This is a genomic window from Streptomyces sp. NPDC053069 (assembly GCF_044546895.1).
Taxonomy (GTDB): domain Bacteria; phylum Actinomycetota; class Actinomycetes; order Streptomycetales; family Streptomycetaceae; genus Streptomyces.
On the sequence record NZ_JBITZN010000008.1, the window covers coordinates 348627 to 369687 of the forward strand.

The 21061-nt window shown below is 72.0% G+C and carries 5 protein-coding genes; all 5 read left to right on the forward strand.

Features of this window, described 5'->3' with window-relative positions:
• The first annotated feature begins 298 nt into the window (after nucleotides 1-298).
• The 5 genes from ACIGXP_RS21180 to ACIGXP_RS21200 all read left to right on the forward strand — a co-directional run bounded on the left by ACIGXP_RS21180 (nucleotide 299) and on the right by ACIGXP_RS21200 (nucleotide 20971).
• Nucleotides 299-2002, forward strand: a complete 1704-nt coding sequence (locus tag ACIGXP_RS21180; RefSeq protein ID WP_399770351.1) for a fatty acyl-AMP ligase — start codon at nucleotides 299-301, stop codon at nucleotides 2000-2002.
• Between the two features lie 88 nt (nucleotides 2003-2090).
• On the forward strand, nucleotides 2091-16025 hold the full coding sequence (locus ACIGXP_RS21185) for an SDR family NAD(P)-dependent oxidoreductase (RefSeq protein WP_399770353.1): 13935 nt from the start codon (nucleotides 2091-2093) through the stop codon (nucleotides 16023-16025).
• Nucleotides 16026-16060: 35 nt separating this feature from the next.
• The gene (locus ACIGXP_RS21190; protein WP_399770355.1) at nucleotides 16061-18355 is read left to right on the forward strand and encodes a thioester reductase domain-containing protein; all 2295 of its coding nucleotides are present in this window, start codon (nucleotides 16061-16063) and stop codon (nucleotides 18353-18355) included.
• A complete protein-coding gene (locus ACIGXP_RS21195) occupies nucleotides 18352-19431 on the forward strand; it encodes an alpha/beta fold hydrolase (RefSeq protein ID WP_363214936.1) in 1080 nt (359 codons plus the stop codon). The genes ACIGXP_RS21190 and ACIGXP_RS21195 overlap by 4 nt, the downstream gene beginning before the upstream one ends.
• Before the next feature lie 160 nt (nucleotides 19432-19591).
• The gene (locus tag ACIGXP_RS21200; RefSeq protein WP_399770358.1) at nucleotides 19592-20971 is read left to right on the forward strand and encodes a cytochrome P450; all 1380 of its coding nucleotides are present in this window, start codon (nucleotides 19592-19594) and stop codon (nucleotides 20969-20971) included.
• Nucleotides 20972-21061 lie beyond the last annotated feature (90 nt).

The following is a 21061-nucleotide window of genomic DNA, read 5'->3' on the forward strand; positions in this document are numbered from 1 at the left end:
GTGTGCCGGGAGCGTTCGGTGGCATGCAGCGTCGTGGGACGCGTCCTGTCCCGACGTGCTCCTGGAAGCCCGTGCCCGTCCCGCCGACCGGGCCGGCGCGAGCCCGGGGGGACTTCGTGCCATGCAGCTTCCTGGCGGTCCGTCAATAGTCCGGCAGGCCACAACGGATGCAATGGTGGGGTCAATAGTGTGGGCGTGCCGAGCGCCGAGTACTGCGCAACCGAACGGCCTCCTGTGGCCTCGCCGTGGTACGCCCAGCAGTCCGTCCCCAAATCGCCAGAGCAGGTGGGTCTTGCAGATGGTTCGGTCATTGGTGGAAGTGCTGAGCTCTCGGGCATCGGGCGAGCCCGACCGGATCGCCTACCGGTACTTGACCACCGGTGAATGCGACGGCCCCGTGGACACGCTGACGTATGGTCAGCTCGACCGGCGTGCCAAGGCCATCGCCTCCTGGCTCCAGCAGCGCGGACTGGCCGGCTCCCGGGCACTGCTCCTGTATCCGCCGGGCCTGGACTTCATATGCGGCTACATGGGCTGCCTGGCGGCGGGCGTCATAGCCGTTCCGGGCGTGCCGCCGCAAGGGCGCTCGCAGAACCATCGCGCCTTGAACCGTATGCAGCGGTTGATCGCCGACGCGAACGTCGAGGTGATTCTCGGTACTCGGCAGATCCTCGACGCCCTGCGCCCTGCCCTGGACGCCCTCACCGGACTCGCCGACATCACCTGCGTGGCCACCGAGGAGTTCCATGACGAGATCGCGGGGGACTGGCGCGAACCCGACATCACATCGGATTCGGTCGCCTTCCTCCAGTACACCTCGGGTTCGACCTCGGCGCCGCGCGGCGTGGTGGTGACCCACGGGAACCTGCTCGACAACCAACGGGTCATGACGGAACGCATGGGGCACACGCCGGACGCGATCGCGGCGCACGGTGGCGAGCTCTATGTCAGCTGGCTCCCCGTTTACCACGACATGGGGCTGATCGCCCCGGTGCTCAACACGATCCACCTCGGCGCCACCTCCACGCTGTTCTCACCGCTGCACTTCCTGCAGCGGCCCGAGCGCTGGCTGGACGCCATTTCCCGGTACCGGCCGCACACCAGCGGCGGACCCAATTTCGCCTACGAGCTGTGTCTTCGGGACGCCACCCCTGAGCTCCTCGACCGCCTCGACCTGAGCGCATGGCGCGTGGCATTCAACGGTGCCGAACCGGTCCGCGCCGCGACGCTGCGGCGGTTCTCCGACACGTTCGCACGTGCCGGGTTCCGCAATGAGGCCTTCTACCCGTGCTACGGGCTCGCCGAGGCGACGCTCATGGTGAGCGGGGGTTCGGTGGACGAGGCGCCGACGGTGTCGGGCCGGCCCGGAGACGCCGCCGAGGTGGTCAGCTGCGGCCGCCCGGGCATGACGGTGGTGATCGCCGATCCCGACCGGCTGGAGGAGTGTCCCGAGGGCGAGGGCGGGGAGATCTGGGTCTCCGGCGCCAGTGTCGCGCGCGGCTACTGGCGCAACACGCTGAAGACCCGCGAGGTCTTCCAGGCATCGCTGAACGACGGCAGGAGCGGATTCCTGCGGACCGGCGACCTGGGATTCATGAGGGACGGCGAGTTGTTCGTCACCGGCCGTGTGAAAGACCTGCTGGTCATCGACGGACGCAACCACTACCCCCAGGACCTGGAGCTGACCGCGGAGATGTCCCACCCGGCCGTCCGTCCGGGCTGCGCCGCCGCCTTCTCGGTCGAGGACGGCTCGCTGGGCGAACGACCCGTCATCGTCGCGGAGGCGTCGCCGGACGCCGCGCCCGAGATCGGCGAGATCTCGGCGGTCATCCGCAGCACCATCAGCGAGACCCACGACCTGTCGTTGCGGGACGTGGTGTTGATCAAGCCCGGATCCATCCCCAAGACGTCCAGCGGGAAGATCCAGCGCCAGGCCTCCCGGGCCGCCTACCTCGATGGCACGCTCGCCGTACTCGAGCCGGCGGGCCGCCCCGCCGAGTAGCCACTCCACCGCCGACTGTCCAGGTCGATCGCCGCACGACGGATCGCGCCGCAGACCCCTGAACGAGCCCGCGAGAACGGTTGCCCTCATGCTTGAGAACAAGTCGCCCGAGCCGCCCGTCGACACACCCGAGGCGGTCCGGGGCTGGCTGACCGAAGCCGTCGCCGAACGTGTCGGCGTTGCTCCCACCGAGATCTCAGTCGACCGTCCGATAGCCGAATTCGGTCTGGGGTCACGTGAGTTGGTGGCACTGGTGGGTCGGTTGTCCATGCGGATCGGCCGAGATCTGGAACCGTCTCTGTTCTACAACCACCCCAGCATCGCCGGGGTCGCCGAGGCGGTGGCCGGCAAGGGCCCGGATCAGCTGGTCGCGGGGTCGGCCACACAAGCTTCGCCCCGGGGGCCGGCGGCCGCTGAGGCGGCGGACGAGATCGCCGTCATCTCGATGGCCTGCCGCTTCCCCGGCGGCGCGGACACCCCCGACCAGCTGTGGCGGCTCCTGGCCGCCGGCGAGGAAGTGATCAGCGACGTCCCGGCCGGCCGCTGGGACGCCCAGGCGCTGTACGACCCGGACCCCGAGGTCTCCGGCAAGGCCTACTCGCTGCGCGGCGGCTTCCTGTCGGACATCGACCGCTTCGACGCCTCGTTCTTCGGCATCTCGCCCCGCGAGGCCGCCGCCATGGACCCCCAGCAGCGCCTCCTGCTGGAGACTTCCTGGGAGACGATCGAGAACGCCGGCATGCTCCCCGGGGCGTTGAACGGCAGCTCCACCGGTGTGTACATCGGCCTGTACCAGAGCGGCTATCTGGCCTCGGCCGGCTTGGAGCAGCTGGACGGGCACGTCGGCACGGGCTCGGCCACCAGCGTCGCTTCCGGACGGATCGCCTACACCCTCGGCCTGCAGGGCCCGGCCGTGACGGTGGACACCGCCTGCTCCTCCTCCCTGGTGGCGCTGCATCTGGCCGCGCGGGCCCTGGCGAGCCGGGAGTGCGATCTCGCCCTGGCCGGCGGCGTGACACTGATGGTCACTCCGCGCGGGCACGTCGAGTTCAGCAGGCTGCGCGGGCTGTCGCCCTCCGGGCAGTGCAAGCCGTTCTCCAGCGACGCGGACGGCGTGGTGTGGGCCGAGGGCTGCGGGCTGGTGATGCTCAAGCGGCTGAGAGACGCGCACCGGGACGGCGACCGGGTCCTCGCGGTCATCAAGGCCACGGCCATCAACCAGGACGGCCGGAGCCAAGGGTTGAGCGCCCCCAACGGCCTGGCGCAGCAGCGCGTCATCCGGGCCGCCCTGGACGCCGCCGGTCTCGCTCCGCACGACGTGGACTACGTGGAGGCGCACGGCACGGGCACGTTGCTGGGCGACCCGATCGAAGGCGACGCCCTCGGCACCGTCTTCGGCCCGGGCCGACCGGACGGACATCCCCTCGGCGTCGGATCCCTCAAGTCGAACGTCGGCCACATGCAGGCCGCAGCCGGAATCGGCGGCGTCATCAAGACCGTACTGGCACTCCAGCACGAGCTGCTGCCCGCATCCTTGCACGCCGACAACCCGACCGAGCGGGTCGACTGGGCCGGCGCCGGCATGCAGGTGCTGAGCCGGGCGCAAGCCTGGCCCCGCGGCCACCGGGTGCGACGCGCCGGCGTGAGCGCGTTCGGGATCAGCGGCACCAATGCGCACGTGATCCTGGAGGAGGCGCCCGACGTCCCCGTGGCGTCCGAGGCCGGGCCGGCAACGGCACAGCCGTTCCGCCGGCAGGACGGCGAAGGTTCACAGCTCGTGCTGTTCCCGCTGTCCGCCCGCACCGCGCCGGCACTGCACGCACAAGCCCGTCGCCTCCTCGACGCTGTCACGGCGGACCCGCAACTTGCCCTGCCCGCCATCGCTGCCACGCTTGCCCACCACCGGACGCACTTCGACCACCGGGCCGTCATCGCGGCGCGTCATCGCGACGAGCTCGTGAGTGGTCTGCGCGGCCTGGCAGCCGGGGAGCCCGCCACGGAGCTCGTGGTCGGGCCGCACCGGGTGTCGGCACCGGGCAAGCTGGCCTTCGTCTTCCCCGGCCAGGGCGCGCAGTGGGCGGGCATGGCCCGTGACCTGCTGGCCCGCTCCCCGCTGTTCGCGGACGAACTCGACCGCTGCGACGCTGCCCTGAGCGAGCACACCAAGTGGTCCGTGGCGGCCGTGCTGCGAGGGGATGCCGACGCGCCGTCCCTGGAGCGGGTCGACGTCGTCCAGCCGGTGTTGTTCGCCGTCATGGTGGCCCTGGCTGCGGTATGGCGCGCGAACGGTGTGCGGCCGGACGCCGTGGTGGGACACAGCCAGGGCGAGGTCGCCGCGGCCTGCGTCGCCGGGGCGCTCAGCCTCAACGACGCGGCAGCCGTGGTCGCCTTGCGCAGCCGGGCACTGGCCGGTGTCGTCGGGTCCGGCGGCATGGCCGTCGTGGGCCTGCCCAGCAGCGAGGTCGAGACCCGGCTGCGGGACCAGGACGGGCGGGTGTCGATCGCCGCGGTGAACAGCGGCCGGGCCACCGTGGTGGCCGGGGACTCGGAAGCCCTGGCCGCCCTGCTGGCCGAGCTGGAGAAGGAGCAGGTGTTCACCCGGGCCCTGGAGGTGGACTACGCATCCCACAGCGCGCAGGTCGAGCCGGTCCGCGAGGCACTCCTGGCGGACCTCGACGGCATCGTCACCTACCCGACGTCCGTCACGTGGTACTCGACGGTCACTGAAGAACCGGTCCGGCACGAGCTGGAGGCCGACTACTGGTACCGCAACCTGCGCGCGCCCGTCCGGTTCGCGTCGACCGTGGAACGCATGGTGGCCGACGGCTACCGGTACTTCGTCGAACTGAGCCCCCACCCGTCGCTCGTCACCTCGGTGCAGACCATCGGCGAGGACGCCGGACATGAGCTGGCAGTGGTCGGCTCCCTGCGGCGCGACGACGACGCGGTGGCCTGTCTTGACCGGGCCGCGGCCGAACTGCATGCCCGCGGCCGGGCGATCGACTGGCGGCGCATCGCACCCGCAACGGACGGGGAGCCGGCGCGGCTGCCGACCTATGCGTGGGAACCGCAGCGCCACTGGACCGACCCCGATGCGACCGCGGGCTCATCCGGCTTCCTGCCCCGGTCCGCGCACCCCCTGCTCGGCATCGAGCTCCGCTCGGTCGACGCCACCCGCTGGACCTTCCGCAACGAGTGGTCCCCGAACACAGCCGACTGGCTGGTCGACCACACGGTGTTCGGCGAGGTGGTCGTCTCGGGCACGACGCTGACGGAGCTGTGTCGTGCCGCGCTGGAGACGGCCCGCCCCGAGGAGCCGGCCCACCTCACCGACGTGCTGCTTCTCGCCCCGCTGGTGCTGCCGCGCTCCGGCACCGTGGAGGTTTCCGTCGAGGTCGTCGCCGCCGGCCCGCAGGATCCCCTTGAGGTCACGGTGTACAGCCGGCCACGTGGGCAGGAGCTCGCGGGCTGGGTGCAGAACGCCGCTGCGACGGCGAGTGAGCCGGCCACGACGGACGCGGGCGCACCGCCGAGCCCGCCGGACGGTGCGCAGCCGTGCTGGGATCCGCAGACCTACGCGCGCCTGGCCGAGGGCGGACTCGCCTACGGGCCCGCGTTCCAGGGTGTCGTGTCGGCCGTGCGCACGGGGGACGACGAGCTGCTGGCCCGTCTGTCGCTCCCGTCGCCCCAGCGCGACGACGTGGAGGGATATCCGGTCCATCCGGCCCTGCTGGATGCCGCGTTGCACGTGGCGGCGGCCTTCGAGGAGCAGGGCCGCGTGCTGCTGCCGTTCTCGGTCGGACAGTACGCGCTGCTGCCCGGGGCTTCCGGCGACGTGATCGCATCCGTCCGGCGGACGGCCGGCTCCGCGGACGAGGTCGCCCTGGACGTGCGGCTCTGGGACTCCGACGGCTTCCCCGCGGGCTGCCTGACGGATGTGCGCCTGCGCGCGGTGAACCCGTCCGATCTGCAGGGCTCCTCCCGCGCGGACGATTGCCTCTACGAGGTGGTCTGGACCGCGGTGGTCCCCGAAACCGCCGGAGCGCAGCCGCGTGACGACAAGTGGACCGTGGCCGGGGACAGTTCACACCCGTACGCCGTTGCGGCCCGGCAGGGCCTCGAAGCGGCGGGGATCCGCACGGCCGACGCAGTGGCCGATGCCGCCGGTGAGACCCTCGTCCGCTTCTGGCCCCTGCCCGGAGCGGACACCGACACGGCCGAGTACGTGCAGGAGCTGACCAGCGCCGGGCTCGCCGACCTCCAGTCGCTCCTCGCCCTGCCGCCGGAGCGACTGCCTTCTCGCGTCCTCTGGGTGACCTGCGGCGCGGTCGCGACCGACGCGACAGCACCGGCTTCGGGGTTCGCCCAGTCGGCGCTGTGGGGCCTCGCCCGCACCGCGCGCTCGGAACACCCGGAGCTCGGACTTCGTCTGATCGACCTCGACGGCCTCGATATCGTACGCACTCCGTGGCCCGTGCTGAGCGAGCTCGTGGCCGGCTCGGACGAACCCGAACTCGCGGTGCGCGGTGACGTGTTGCTCGCCCCTCGGCTGATGCGCAGCCGGAGCGCGGACGACCGGGCGACGCCGGCGGCGCGGCACGAGCGGCTGACGGACGCGGAGCTGCCGCTGCCCGGCGGTCCGGTGCCGACCGACGGCACCGTGCTGGTCACCGGTGGTCTCGGCGGGGTCGGCGTCCACATCGCACGGTGGCTCGCCTCGCGCGGAGTCGCGCGGCTGGTGCTCACCTCGCGGCGGGGCCCGGAGGACCCGCGCAGCGCCGAGGTGACCGCGGAGCTGTCCGCGCTCGGTGCCGAGGTCGAGGTGGCGGCATGCGACGTGGCGGACGCCGAGGAGCTCGCCGGGGTGATCGGCCGGGCCCGCCCGCTGCGCGGTGTCGTGCACTGCGCCGGCGTGCTGGACGACGGCGTCGTCGTCGAACAGACACCGGAGCGGTTCGCCCGGGTACTGCGCCCCAAGGTGGCGGGGGCGATCAACCTGCACCATCTCACGACGGATGATCCACTGGATCTCTTCCTCCTGGTGTCGTCGGCGGCGGGGGTCGTGGGCAGCCCCGGGCAGGGCAACTACGCGGCCGCCAACGTCTTCCTCGACCGGCTCGCCCACCACCGGCGGACGCTCGGCCTGCCAGGAGTCTCGGTCTCGTTCGGCGCATGGGCCGGTACCGGCCTGGCGGCCGACCACGCCGACCTCCAGCGGATGGCGCGGCTCGGCCACGGCGCCCTGACGCCGGCGCAGGCGTGCGGGCTCGTCGAACTCTCGCTGCTGCGCGGGGCGCCGCATCTGGTCGCGTGGGCTCTGGACCAGCGAGGGCTGCGCGATTCGCTGGCTCGCGGGGGCGGCGCGACCGCGCTGTGGCGGTCCTTGCTGCCTCCCGAGAAGCCCATGCGACGGGACGACGCATTCGCGGCTCGGCTCGCCCGGCTCCCGAAGGCCGAGCGGATGGAGCGGGTGCTCGCCGTGGTCTGTGCGGAGGCGGCACGCGTGCTGGGGCTCCGCTCTCCCGACGAGCTGCGCAAGGACCAGCCCCTGAGCGAGCGGGGGATGGACTCGCTGATGGCCGTCGAACTGCGCAACCGGATCGGCGCCCGGGTCGGGGCCCGGCTCTCCGCCACCTTGTTGTTCGACCATCCGACGCCGGTCCGGCTCGCGGACCACCTGGTGAGCACCGTGCTCACGTCCGACGCCCGGGAGAGCGGGCGGGCGGCAAGCGCCCCGCGGCGGGAGTCCGCCTCCGACGAGCCCATCGCCGTGGTCTCTATGGCCTGCCGGCTGCCGGGCGGTGCCGACGATCCCGGGGCGCTGTGGCAGGTGCTCGAAGGCGGCCGTGATGTCGTCGGCCCGTTCCCCGCGCAGCGCTGGAACGTCGAGTCCCTCTACGACCCCGATCCGGAGGCCGAAGGCAAGACCTACGCCCGGGAGGGCGGGTTCCTGCAGGACATCGAGACCTTCGATGCCGCCTTCTTCGGGATCACCGCGCGCGAGGCCGCGGCGATGGACCCGCAGCAGCGCCTGCTGCTGGAGACCACGTGGGAGGCGCTGGAGCGCGCCGGGATCGTGCCGGCCCGGCTCGCCGGAAGCACGACGGGCGTGTACGTCGGCATGTTCGGCAGCGACTACCTGGCGGGCTCCCGTCTCGACCAGCTGGACGGCTACGTCAGCACCGGGTCCGCCCTCAGCGTCGCCTCCGGTCGGCTTGCCTACACCCTCGGACTCCACGGCCCCGCCCTGACCGTGGACACCGCCTGTTCCTCCTCACTGGTGGCGGTGCACCTGGCCGCGCAGGCGCTGCGCTCGGGCGAGTGCGACCTGGCGTTGGCCGGCGGTGTGACGCTGATGGTGACTCCCCAGACCTTCGTGGAGTTCAGCCGCCTGCGAGGGCTGTCCCCCACGAGCCGGTGCCGGTCGTTCTCCGACGACGCGGACGGAGCCGTCTGGGCCGAAGGGGCCGGCATGGTCGTGCTCAAGCGGCTGACGGACGCGCGCCGGGACGGCGACCAGGTGCTCGCGGTGCTGCGTGGCACCGCGGTCAACCAGGACGGGCGCAGTCAGGGCCTCGCGGCACCGAACGGCCCGGCACAGGAACAGGTCATCCGAAAGGCCCTGGATCTGTCCGGGCTGACGCCCGCGGACATCGACTACATCGAGGCGCACGGAACCGGCACGACACTCGGCGACCCGATCGAGGCCAACGCCCTCATGTCGGTGTTCGGCGCCTCCCGTCCCACGGGACGCCCGCTGTACCTGGGTTCCCTCAAGTCCAACCTGGGCCATCTGCAGGCGGCTTCGGGCATCGCAGGCCTGATCAAGGTCGTGCTGGCGCTGCGGCACGGGAGTCTTCCGCGCACGTTGCACGCCGAGCGGCCCAGCCGCCATGTCGACTGGGACAGCGGTGAACTGCAGCTGCTCCAGGAGGCTGTGGCCTGGCCGTCGGGCCCGCGACTGCGGCGGGCCGGCGTCAGCGCCTTCGGGATCAGCGGCACGAACGCGCACGTGATCGTCGAGGAAGCCCGGGAGGAGATCGCGGCCCGTCAGCCCGACCCGTCCGCCGGAACGGACGAGGGCACCGCGCCGCGGCAGCTGTTCGTGCTGTCGGCGCGCGACGACGCCGCCCTGCGCGGTCAGGCCACCGGTCTCGCCGCTCACTTGGGCGCACTCGGTTCCAGCGGGCCGGCACTGCGCGACATCGGCTACACGCTGGCCCACCGCCGCAGCCACTTCGAGCGCCGCGCGGCGGTGCTGGCGAGCGACCGGGACGGTCTCCTGGCCGGCCTCGACGCGCTGGCGCAGGGCCGTGTCCATCCGGACGTCGTACGGTCACCCGCACGGGAGACACCGGCGGGCAAGGTGGCGTTCGTCTTCTCCGGGCACGGCGGTCAGTGGCCCGGCATGGGCAGCGAGCTGCTGACCGAGTCGACGGCGTTCCGGGAGGCGCTGTCGGCCTTGGACGATGCGATCCGCCGGCACGCCGGCTGGTCGGTGCTGGAGGCCCTGCGCGGAGCGGAGCAGGCCCCCGATCTCGATCGCACCGACATCCTGCAGCCGGTACTGTTCGCCTTCAACGCGGCTCTGGCCGCGGCCTGGCAGTCCCTCGGAGTCTCTGCGGACGCGGTGGTCGGCCACAGCCTGGGCGAGATCGCAGCCGCATACGCGGCCGGCGCGCTGAGTGCCGACGACGCCGCGGCCGTGGTGACCCGGCGTGCCCGTGCCGTCGTGCCGCTGGCCGGCAGGGGCGGCCTGCTCTCCGTGGAACTGCCGCTGTCCGAGGTCGAGGAGCGTCTCACCGCCTACCAGGGGCGGCTGTTCGTCGGAGCTGTGAACAGCGCGCGGTCCACCGCGGTGTCCGGCGACATCGACGCGCTGACCGACCTCCAGGGCAGGCTCGCCGAGGAGGGGATCCCCGTCCGGCGACTGACGACCGCGTTCGCGTCGCACAGCCCGCTCATGGCTCCGCTGCGTGCGGAGCTGGTCGACGGATTGTCGGACGTGCGAGGCAGGCACACGTCGATCCCGTTCTATTCGACGGTACGTGCGGAGCCCACGGCCGGTGACGGGCTCGACGCGGAGTACTGGTACGCGAATCTGAGCCGACCGGTGCGGTTCGCCGACACCGTGCGCCGCATGCTGGAGGACGGTTACCGCTACTTCGTGGAACTGAGCCCGCATCCGACGCTCGGCGCGGCCATCGAGTCGGTCGCGCAGGAGGTGGGAGTCGCCGCGGTGAGCGTGGGCTCGCTGCGCCGTGACGCCGGCGGCCTGGACGGTCTGCTGCGTCACCTCGGTCTGCTGTACAGCGCGGGACACGAGCCCGACTGGTCGGCCCGGTATCCCACCGGTGCCCTCGCCGAACTCCCCACCTACGCGTTCGAGCGGGAGCGCCACTGGCTGACGGCTGCCCCGGCCCTGTCCTCCGGTGCGGGCCGCACGCCGCTCGTCGACACAAGGATCGAGGCGAGTGACACGCCCGACCGGCACATCTTCCAGACCGATCTCGACCCGCAGGACGGCCGGTTCGGCTACTTGCTCGATCACCGCGTGGCCGGCGAGGTGTGGCTGCCCGCGGCCGCCTTCCTGGAGATGGTGTTCGAGGCGGCCTCCGGTCTCCAGGACGGCGAGGAGGTGCGGCTGGCCGACGTCAGGTTCGAGGCACCCCTGAAGCTGCCGACGACCGGACCGGGTGTCCGGCTGCAGCTGGTCCTGCAACCGGAACACGACGCCGGCCGGGATTTCACCATCGCCTCCACGGTGCCGGGCGAGCCGCGGTCCGGGTGGGTACGGCACGTGTCCGGACGTGTCGTCCTGGGCGCCGCTGCCGAGGAGGGCGCCGGCACCCGCACCCGGCCCGGCGACTCGTGGGGCGGCTCCCTCGAAGCGCTGCGCGCGCAGTGCCCCGCCGAAGCCGACCTGCCTGGTGTCTACGCCGCGCTCACCGCGCTGGGAATCGACTACGGTCCGGCCTTCCGCCGTCTGGAGCAGGGCTGGCAGGCCGAAACCACCGCGCTGGGCAGGCTGGCCGACACGCCGCGCGGCGGGTACCTGCTGCATCCCGCGGTGCTCGACTCGGCCTTCCACACGGCCGCGCTGCCGGTGGGCGCGCCCGAGGGCCGCGCACTGGTACCCACCGGGGTGGGGCGTCTGCGGTTCTCGAAGCCGCGCACCGCACCCGCCTGGGTGACCTGCCGACTGCGTGCCGTGAACGGGAACGCCGTCACGCTCGACCTGCTGCTGCTCGACGAGCAGGAGCAGGAGGTCCTGCGGATCGAGGAGTTCGAGTTGTCCGCGCTGTCTCCGCTCGACGCGTCCCTGTACGAAGTGGAATGGCAGCCGAGGCCCACCGCGCAGGCGCAGCCCGCTCAGGGCCCCTGGCTGATCCTCGCCGACGACTGCGGGGTGGGAGCTCGGCTGAGCGCTCTGCTCGGCCCGCTGCCCCATGTGGTGGCGGTGAAGGGCGACACGTTCGCCGCCGAGGCTCCCGGTCGGTTCCGGATCGATCCGCGGAACCCGCAGCACCTGGCCCGGCTGCTCGACGAGGCCTTCCCCGCCGGCGGGCCCGAGCAGGTGGTCCACCTGTTCGCCCTGGACGCCCCCGGGGTCGACTCGGTCGAGACAGCGGAGCAGGCCGCCGCGCTGGGGTGTCTGAGCACCCTTCACCTCGCCCGGGTGCTCACGGAGGGTCGGCGTGGCCGGGTGCCGCGCCTCTTCCTGGTCGTACGCGGCACCCAGCCTGCCGACGGGAGCGAGGTCTCCGCGCCTGAACAGGCGCTTGCCTGGGGGTTCGGTCTCGCCCTGGCCCAGGAGTACCCCCAGTTGGCGACGACGCTGATAGATCTGCCGCCCTCCGGTGGGGTGGACGCCCTGCTGACGCAGTTGCTGCAGGCGGACGACGAATACCTCGTCGCACTGCGCGAGTCCGGTCGTCTCGTGCCGCGCCTGGTGCCCAGCCGCCAGGACGGCGTCGAGCACGGCGAACCGGCGGCCGACGGCACGTTCCTGGTCACCGGAGGACTGGGCGGCCTCGGCCGCGTCGCCGCCGAGCGCCTGGTACACCGCGGCGTACGCCGCCTGGCCCTGATGACCCGCTCCGCGCCCGATGCCGAAGCGGAGAGCTGGGTCGAGGCACTGCGTGCGCGCGGCGTCACCGTGCACCTGGCTCGCGCCGATGTCGCGGACCCGCAGGGCCTCGCGGCGGCGCTGGACCGCGTCCGCGACCTCGGTCCGATCACCGGCATCGTGCACGCCGCCGGTGTCGTCGACGACGCCACCGTGCCGAACCTGTCCGACGAACGGGTGCTGCGGGTGCTCGCCCCGAAGGTGCTGGGCACGGTTCTGCTCACCCAGCTGGTGCCCGAGGCGGAAAGCCTCGTCCTGTTCTCCTCGGTGGCGGGAGTCCTCGGCTCGGCAGGGCAGAGCCCCTACTCCGCGGCGAACGCCTTCCAGGACGCCTGGGCGCACCACCTCGCCCTGGCGGGCCGTCAGGCTCTCAGCCTCGACTGGGGCGCCTGGGCAGGTGTCGGTCTGGTCACCCGGTCCGCGACCCGGACCGAGACCACTCGCCGGTCGGGCCTCATCGCCTTCTCCCCCGAGGAGGGCGGCGACCTGTTCGAGCGCGCGCTGCCCATGACTCGACGCCGTCAGCTGGTTCCCGCCCGGCTCGACTGGGAGGCGTTGGCACTCGATCCGGACGTGGCCCGGTCGCGGCCGATGCTGCGGGGGCTGATCACCTCGCCGGCCGCTGGGCCGGACACCGACGAACTGGTGGCCCGGGTGCTCGGCGCGGCGACCGCCGGCGAGCAGCAGGAACTGCTGGAAGGTTATGTGCGGGAGATGGTCGGCGAGGTGGTGGGCGGCCTGCCGCAGGCGACCCCCACCGCCTCCCTCAAGGCGCTCGGTCTCGACTCCCTGATGATGGTGAGGCTGCGCAACTCCTTCGTCCGTGATCTCGGCGTCGAGCTGCCCACGACTGCCGCCTTCTCGGCCGCGGACATCCGTGGCCTCGCCCAGCTGCTGCTCTCCGCGCTGTCGGCACAGGGCAGCCCGGCCGGGCCCGCCACCGCTCACCACGAGCGGCAGCCGGCGGGCGACGTTCCCGAGACCGAGCTGCGGCCCGCGCCCCGTGACGTGGCCCGTCTGGTGCGGAGCGCACAGCAGGGCACACCGGGCTCCGCCCACGCCGTCGGCGTCGCCGTCCGGCTCGGAGCGCAGACCACCCGGGAACACCTGACCGGCGTGCTGACCCGGCTCGCCGCACGGCACGCGGCCCTGCGCACCGCGATCGTCGCGGGGGACGGACGCGAGCAGCAGCTGCGCATCGACAAGCAGGTGCCCGCGTCGCTGCTGTTGCGCTGGACAGAGCTGGGCGACGGCGCGGAACTCGATGCCGACGCCAGGCTGCGGGCGCTCGTGGAGCAGCCGTTCGACCTCACTGCCGCACCGCTGTGGCGCTTTGAGCTGCTCGACCGCGGGGACGAGGCCCAGACGCTGCTCTTCTGCGCCCACCACAGCGTGAGCGATCTGCAGTCGCTGCTCCTGGTGACGGCCGAGATCGACGCTGAGCTCGCCGGAGCGACGCTGGGGGACGCCGTGACCAACCGCGACATCGACCTGCTGCTCGAAGCCCAGACCCAGCAGGCTCCGGCGGGCGGCCCGGACGGCACGACGGACGACTGGCACGAGTCCTTCAGCGGTGCCGCCCGACTCGACCTGACCCTCGCGAAGGAGCGCCCGGCCCAACGCTCGTACCGGGCCGGCAGCGTGACCCTGACGCTGCCCGACACGCTGATGGCACGGGTGTCGGATCAGGCGAGCCGGCTCGCGATCACGCCGGCGGCGTTCTGCCTGGGCGTGCTGACCGTGTTGCTCGCCCGGCGGCAGGAACGCGACCGGTTCGTCCTCGCTGTCCCCGTCGACACCCGGATCCATGCCGACGCCGACGGCGCGCTGGGGTTCTTCGGTGTGCCGGTGCCGTTCCCGGCACAGGCCGCCGGCAACGAGGCCGTCCAGGATGTGCTGCGCCGGAGCGACCGTCACCTCGAACGAGTCCTGGCCAAGGGCGCCATGTTCTCGGACACCCTGTCGACACTCGTCGCGCAGGGGCTGTACCGGCCGAACGCGCCGCTGGTCGAGGTGTACTTCAACTACGTGCGGTCCTCGGCGGTCCGGCTCACGAATCTGGAGATCCTGCCGGCCGGCACGGGCTATTCGGATCTCGACCTGATGGTGACGATGACGCCGGACGCCGGACGGCTGCGACTCGACTACAGCCTCGACATCCTGGACGAGGCCACCAGCAAGGCGCTCGGGGAGGACTTCCTGCGGCTGCTCGCCGAGGCCGCCGAGGATCCCACCGCCCCGGCCCGCACCGGAGCCGTGGTGGAGGGCTCGGCACCCGAGCGCCCGGACACCACACCCGCTCAGCTCTCTGTCGCCGTCGCGGCCACGTTCGCGCTGGGCAACCTGCCCCTGCTGTGCCAGATGGCGCTGAGCGACAGGGCGGACGACGGTGGCGCCGCGCCGGTGTCGATCGCGGAAGCGCCCTACCACCAGGTGCTGGCAAGCCTGCAGGACCCCTCGGGGGTCTTCGCCGACCCGTCGACGGCGCTTGGCGTGGTGCTGCTCAGGGCGGCCGATCTCGAACGGTTCGGCCGTGTGGACGACGCCCTTCTCGCCGAGCTGCGCACGCAGTATCCCGCCGCTCTGCGGGCCCTGTCCGAGCGGAGCAGGAGGCCGTTGATCGTCGGCTTCCTGCCCACCGCACACCGTGACGAGCGGCTGGAGCGCTGGGAGCGCGACGTGGCGTCCGAGCTGTCGGAGCTGCCCGGCTTCGCGCTCCTGCGGCCCGACGACTGGACACGGCACCACGAGGTCGCAGAAGTCTTCGACGACAGGACGGACCAGCTGGCGCATCTGCCGTTCACGCCGCAGTTCCAGGCGGCGGTGGCGCTCACGCTGGCCGAGATGGTCGAGGCCGTGCGCCGCACGCCGCCGAAGGTGATCGCCGTGGACGGAGACGAGACGCTGTGGAGCGGTGTGGCCGGGGAAAGCGGCCCCGACGGCGTGGACCTCGGGGGTGCCCGCGCGCTGCTGGCCCGCCGACTGCTCCAGTGGCGGGACGCCGGAACCCTGCTGATGCTGGTCAGCAACAACGACGAAGCCACGGTGCGAGCGGTGCTCGACCGCCCGGAGAGCGTTCTGCGGGCTGAGCATTTCAGCGTGATCTCCGCGGAATGGGGTCGTAAGTCCGAGCGGTTGGCGCAGGCGGCGCGGACGCTCAACCTGGGCGTCGACAGTTTCCTGTTCCTCGACGACAACCCGGTCGAGATCGCCGGCGTGCGTGCGGCACTGCCCGAGGTGCTCTCGGTGACCTGCCCTGCCGTCGACGAACTGGAGTCCTTCCTGTCCCGGCTGTGGCCGCTCGTCCCGGCGGCGGCGACCGCCGAGGACTCCCTGCGCGCCGCGTTCTACGAGCAGGAGCAGCAGCGTGAGGCGGCGCGTGGGCAGGCCGGCTTCCAGGAGTTCCTCGAGCAGCTGGGACTGGAGGTCGACATCCGGCCGCTGACCGGTGACGACGTGCCGCGCGCGGCACAAATCGTCCGCCGCACCAATCAGTTCACCCTGCACGCCCGGTCGAGCGACGACGGCGACCTGGAGCGCTGGCGGCAGCAGGGCGAGGTATGGATCGCCGCGGCCCGCGACCGATTCGGGGACTACGGCCAGATCGGGCTGGTCGCGCTCCGCCACGACGGCGACCAGCTGGACGTCCTTGCCTGGATGCTCAGCTGCCGGGTCCTGGGGCGCGGCGCCGAGGAGAGGTTCCTGCAGTGGCTGGCGGACCGGGCGGACGGCCTGGGCTGCGGCAAGGTGCGCCTGACGGCCTCGCAGACGCCCCGCAACATTCCGGCCCGGCGCCTGGTGGCCGCGCTCGGCGGCGGCGACCAGGACAGCAGGCTCTTGGAACTCATCACCACTCCGGAGCACCTGCGGGCGTTCCGGTCCTGGCAGCAGTGATGGCGAACACAGACACACACGGCGAAGGGCTCCCCGTGCAGCAGAACAACGAGGACAGGCCGACTCGGGCAGCAGATCCCGGTCAGCGGCTGATCGGCGAGGCCATCGAGCGGGGCAAGACCGCGCTCAGCGTGGCGGACCTGCTCGCCCGAGCGCTCCCCTCAGCGGCCCCGGCGACCCCCCGACCACCGGCGCGCACCGCCGCGGACGACGCACGGCCGCAAGACGCGGAGGAACTGGCCGCGGCCATCGCCGCCCTGGCCGGCCGCCACCTGGACGCAGAGGTGGGTCCGGAGACCGACTTCTTCGAGGCGGGCGGAACGTCCGTCGGGGCGGTGGAGCTGGTCGCGTCAGTGGCCCGCGAGCTCGGGGTGGAGCTCACCCTGGACGACGTGTTCGCCGACGCCCGGCCGCGGCGTCTCGCCGAGCGCTGGCTCGCCGCCACCGGAGTCGTTGACTCCAAGCGGCCCATGCCCGCGTCCCGCGCCGTACGTGCCCGTACCGGGGACGACGACCTCGACCTCATCCTGGCCGACCTGGCCCTCGTCGACGACCTGCCGTGGGCGGCTCCCCCGGAGCCCGTCGCGCCCCGCCGCGTGCTGCTGACCGGAGCGACGGGTTTCCTCGGCGGCCACATGCTCCTCGATCTGCTGCGGCACAGCGACGCGCACGTGTACTGCCTGGTGCGCGCCGGCGACGAGCCGGAAGGGCTCCAGCGCCTCGGTGCGGCGCTGGCCGGCTACTCGCTGCCGTGGTCCGCCGAGATCCGCAGGCGGGTGAGCGTCCTGCCGGGCGACCTCCGCAAGCCGAAACTCGGCCTGACGGACGATCGATGGAACGAGCTGGCCCAGGAGCTGGACGCGGTCGTGAGCGTAGGCGCGGCGGTGGACTTCCTGCGCGGCTACCCGTCGTTGCGACAGAGCAATGTGCTGGGAGCGCTCGCGCTGGCGGAACTGGCGGCGGCCGGACGACCCAAGCCGCTGCACCACATCTCGTCGATCGCGGTGTTCAACGAGGTCGGCATCGCCTCCATGGGTGAGGACGACCCCCTCGCGCACATCGACCGCCTCGTCGCCGGCTACGACAAGTCGAAGTGGGCCGCAGAGGCCGCACTGCGGCGGGCCCGTGATCACGGGCTGGTGGTCACGGTGCTGCGGCCGGGCGGTATCGGCGGGCACACCAAGACAGGCGCCTACAACGCCCAGGACCTCAGCAGCGGGCTGCTCTCGGCCTTCAGCCGGTTCCGCAGCGTCCCCGCGTTCCGCTACCTCAACGCCGCCCCCGTGGACTGGGTGAGCCGAGTGGCGGTGGCCGTCATCTGCGAGCCCAGCGCCTGGGGATACAACTACAACCTGACCGGCACACCGAACACCCTCGATGATGTCGTGCGGGACATGAGCCTGGGCGGCATGAACGTCCGGGTGCAGGACTGGGACGAGTGGCGAGCCGACACCCTGGCCCGTCTGGAGGCCGAGCCGATACCCGAACTCGACTTCCTGACAAGGGTGTTGCAGAGCCCCACGGCTCTGAAGCTGTGCGAAGCGACGCTGACGGGACCCGCGGCCACGGGCACGCGCACCGAGGCCTTCGTGGCCGCGCAGGGCCTCACACCCGCCGCACGGTACGACACCCAGGCACAGCTGAAGACGTTCGAGAGGCTGGCGCACGACGGTCTCGCCCGGCTGCCCGAGCGGACCGACACGCCGTACCTCTGGTTCCCCGAGACGATGGAGGGGAGCCTGGGTCCTGCGGGCCAACCCGCCGAGAGCGCCTGCACGCTGTCGCTGACCCTGTCGATCGCCGGCATGTACCAACTCATCCGCGAGCGTCGGGTCGACGTCGCAGGCGAGCTCCGCTGCTCTCTGATGCATGCGGATCCGCTCGTGGTGGAGCAAGGTGACATCTGGGTGCGGCCGCAGGAGGGGATCCCGGAGCGGCACGGCCTGCGTCACCCGCTGCTCAGGTACCGGCTGACGCTGCGCGACGCAGACGGGCAGCGCTGGTGGCTGGAGGGTCGGAAGTATGCCCGCGCCCGGCGTGATCTGTGGCGGCAGACGCGAGCACTGACCGTGGCGATCGGCCGTGCCGGCGAGCCCGCCCACCTGGCAGGTGAGGTCGTCGTGCCGGCCGACAGCTATCTGCGCGAACAGATCGACGGCATCCGGGTGGACCCGCGCCTGTCCCCCCAGGAGCAGCGGATCGCCAAGCTGACGTGGCTGCTCTGGTTCGGCCGGGAAATCGGCCTCGGACTGCTCGGCCCGTTCACCCGGGTGGGCGCGGACCTGCTCGACATACGCCGGAACCCGACACTGACGGAGCGCACGCGATGACTCTGCGACCGCTGTACGCACGCCTCGCGGAGGCACGCGTGGAAGAGATGCCGTTCGTCACCAAGGACGGGTTCAGGCTCGGCCTGACCCGGGTGGCGACCGACGACACCGACCGGCCCGCCGTACTGCTGCTGCACGGCCACACCGCCTCGTCCGACATGTTCCTGCTGCCCGAGACCCGCAACCTGGTCGAGGTACTGCTGGACGCGGGCTACGAGCCGTGGCTGCTGGACTGGCGCGGCAGCTGCCGCCTTCCCTACAACGAGACGGGGCGTCGGTACACCTATGACGACGTCGCCCTGTACGACATCCCCGAGGCCGTGGCGCGCATCCGGCAGCGGATCGGCACCCGGCCGCTGTTCGTGGTGGCGCACTGCATCGGCGCGCTCGCGCTGTCGATGAGCATGACCGCGGGCCTGGTGCCCGGGCTCGCCGGCGTGGTGACGCAGGGCGTGTTCCTGACGCCGAAGCTGGCCGGACGGACCTCGCTGCGCATGACGCTGGGCAGCGAGCTGCTGCGGTCCCGGATCGATCACGTACCCGTGGACTTCCGCAAGGTCGGCTTCCGGTCGCGTCACACACTGCTGTTCGCCCTGGCCTCCCGTAAGGCGACCTGTCCCGACCCCACCTGCCAGATCCTGCACAACTCGGCCTGGGGCATGGGGGCCTCGCTGTTCGTGCACGAGAATCTCTCGGCGGCCACGCACGACCGACTGGCTGAGCTGCTGGGCCCCGCACCTGTGTGGATCTGGCCGCATCTGCGGCGCATCGCACTGGCGCGCAGCGTCGTGCGCTGGCACCACGGCGACGACCGCTACCGCGCACTGCCGGAGAACGCCCTCGACGAGGCCTCTCGTATCGACTGCCCCGTCCTGCTGCTGTCCGGCAGCGAGAACGGGCTCTGGCTGAACTCCCAGGAGCTCTGCCACGAGGTGCTGACCGCCAGGCAGCCGCAGCTGGACGTGACCTACACCGAGGTCCCCGGTTACGGCCACCTCGACATGTTCATGGGTCGTGGCGCGGCGCTCGACGTGTTCGGACACATCCTCGACTTCCTCGGCAGGGCCGGTGACTGAGCGTCGGTGAACGGGGTTCCTCCACGGCTGGACGGCCGGCCGGCACCGCTGATGGTTCCTCTCGGCCGGCGTTCCGTCACCCCGTAGCGACCGCCTCACCCAGCATCCCGAGCGTGCGCGATCCGGCGCGACCGCTCCTCCCTCACTAGGAGTGCACTCCATGTCCACGACCGTTCCGCCCGGCAAGACGTCCGCGGTGGTGCCCGGGCCCGCGGGCTCGCCGCTGCTCGGCTCGATGCTCGAACTCAGGCGCGGCGCTCTCGATCTCTTCCTGGACGCGCGACGCGACTACGGCGACGTGGTCCGCTTCACCGCAGGCCCGCCCGGGCTGCGCAAGGAGATCTACGCGGTCTTCTCCGCCGAGGGCGCCCAGCAGGTGCTGGCGACCGAGGCGACCAACTTCCGCAAGGACAGCCGTTTCTACCAGGAGGTCCGGGAGACGGCCGGCAACAACCTGCTGACCAGTCAGGACGCCGTATATCAGCGGCAGCGCCGGCTGCTGCAGCCGCTGTTCACACGGCGCCGGGTCGACGGCTACGCCACGCAGATCGCCGAGGAGACCCAGGCACTGCTCACCGCCTGGCGCAACGCGCCGGACGACACGGTCGAACTGGTCGAGGACATGTCGCGGCTGACCCAGCGCATCACGGTCCGCATCCTCTTCGGTGCGGACTTCGAGGCCGCCCTCGATGTCGTGGCACGCTGCTTTCCGGTCGTCGGCGACTACATCCAGCGTCGCAGCTACTCGTTCGTCAGTGTGCCGCGGACCTGGCCGACGCCCATGAACCGCAGGGCCGCCGCTGCCACGGAAGAGCTGTACTCGGTGTGCGACCGGGTCATCGAGAAGCGGCGCGCGGGGGCGGATTCGTCGGCTGCGGAGGACATGATCACACTGCTGGTCCAAGCGCAGAACGCGGAGGACGGCAAGCTGGACGCATCGGAGGTCCGCGACCAGGCACTGGTGTTCCTGCTTGCCGGCACCGAGACGACGTCGACCTCGCTCGCCATGGCGTTGCACCTGCTGGCACGGCACCCCGAGGCACAGGAGCGCGCCCGCGAGGAAGTCCGGCGCGTGCTGGGGACCCGTGCGCCCGTCTCCTCCGACATGGACGAACTCCCGTACCTCAGCTGGGTGTTCAAGGAGGCGATGCGCCTCTACCCGGCTGGTGCCTTCGTCACGCGAAACGCAGTCGCCGCCACCGAGATCGACGGCTACACGATTCCCGCGGGAGCCGAGGTGCTGGTCTCGCCCTGGGTGACGCAGCGGCACCCGCGCTACTGGGACGAGCCGGAACGCTTCGACCCCGAGCGGTTCACGCCGGAGCAGGAGAAGGCCCGGCACCGCTATGCCTGGTTCCCCTTCGGCGGCGGCCCGCGGGCGTGCATCGGCAGGCATCTGTCCATGCTGGAGTCGGTGATGGCTCTTGCGATGATCCTGCGGCAGTACGAACTGGACGCGGTGGACGAACACGTTCCCGTCACGTACGGGGTCACTCTTCGCACGGAGACCCCCGTCCGCTGCCGGCTGCGTCCCGCATAGCGCGGGTTCCCGTCCGTGCGCGTTCGAGGTCCGGCGCGCACGGAAAGTCCGACCGGAGGCCCGTCGGGTCTTCGGCAGCGGTACTCGGCC

What these genes read in the sequence shown, in the direction of transcription:
- ACIGXP_RS21180 (WP_399770351.1), top strand. Translation starts at nt 299, where the DNA reads ATGGTTCGGTCATTGGTGGAAGTGCTGAGCTCTCGGGCATCGGGCGAG.
- ACIGXP_RS21185 (WP_399770353.1), top strand. Translation starts at nt 2,091, where the DNA reads ATGCTTGAGAACAAGTCGCCCGAGCCGCCCGTCGACACACCCGAGGCG.
- ACIGXP_RS21195 (WP_363214936.1), top strand. Translation starts at nt 18,352, where the DNA reads ATGACTCTGCGACCGCTGTACGCACGCCTCGCGGAGGCACGCGTGGAA.
- ACIGXP_RS21200 (WP_399770358.1), top strand. Translation starts at nt 19,592, where the DNA reads ATGTCCACGACCGTTCCGCCCGGCAAGACGTCCGCGGTGGTGCCCGGG.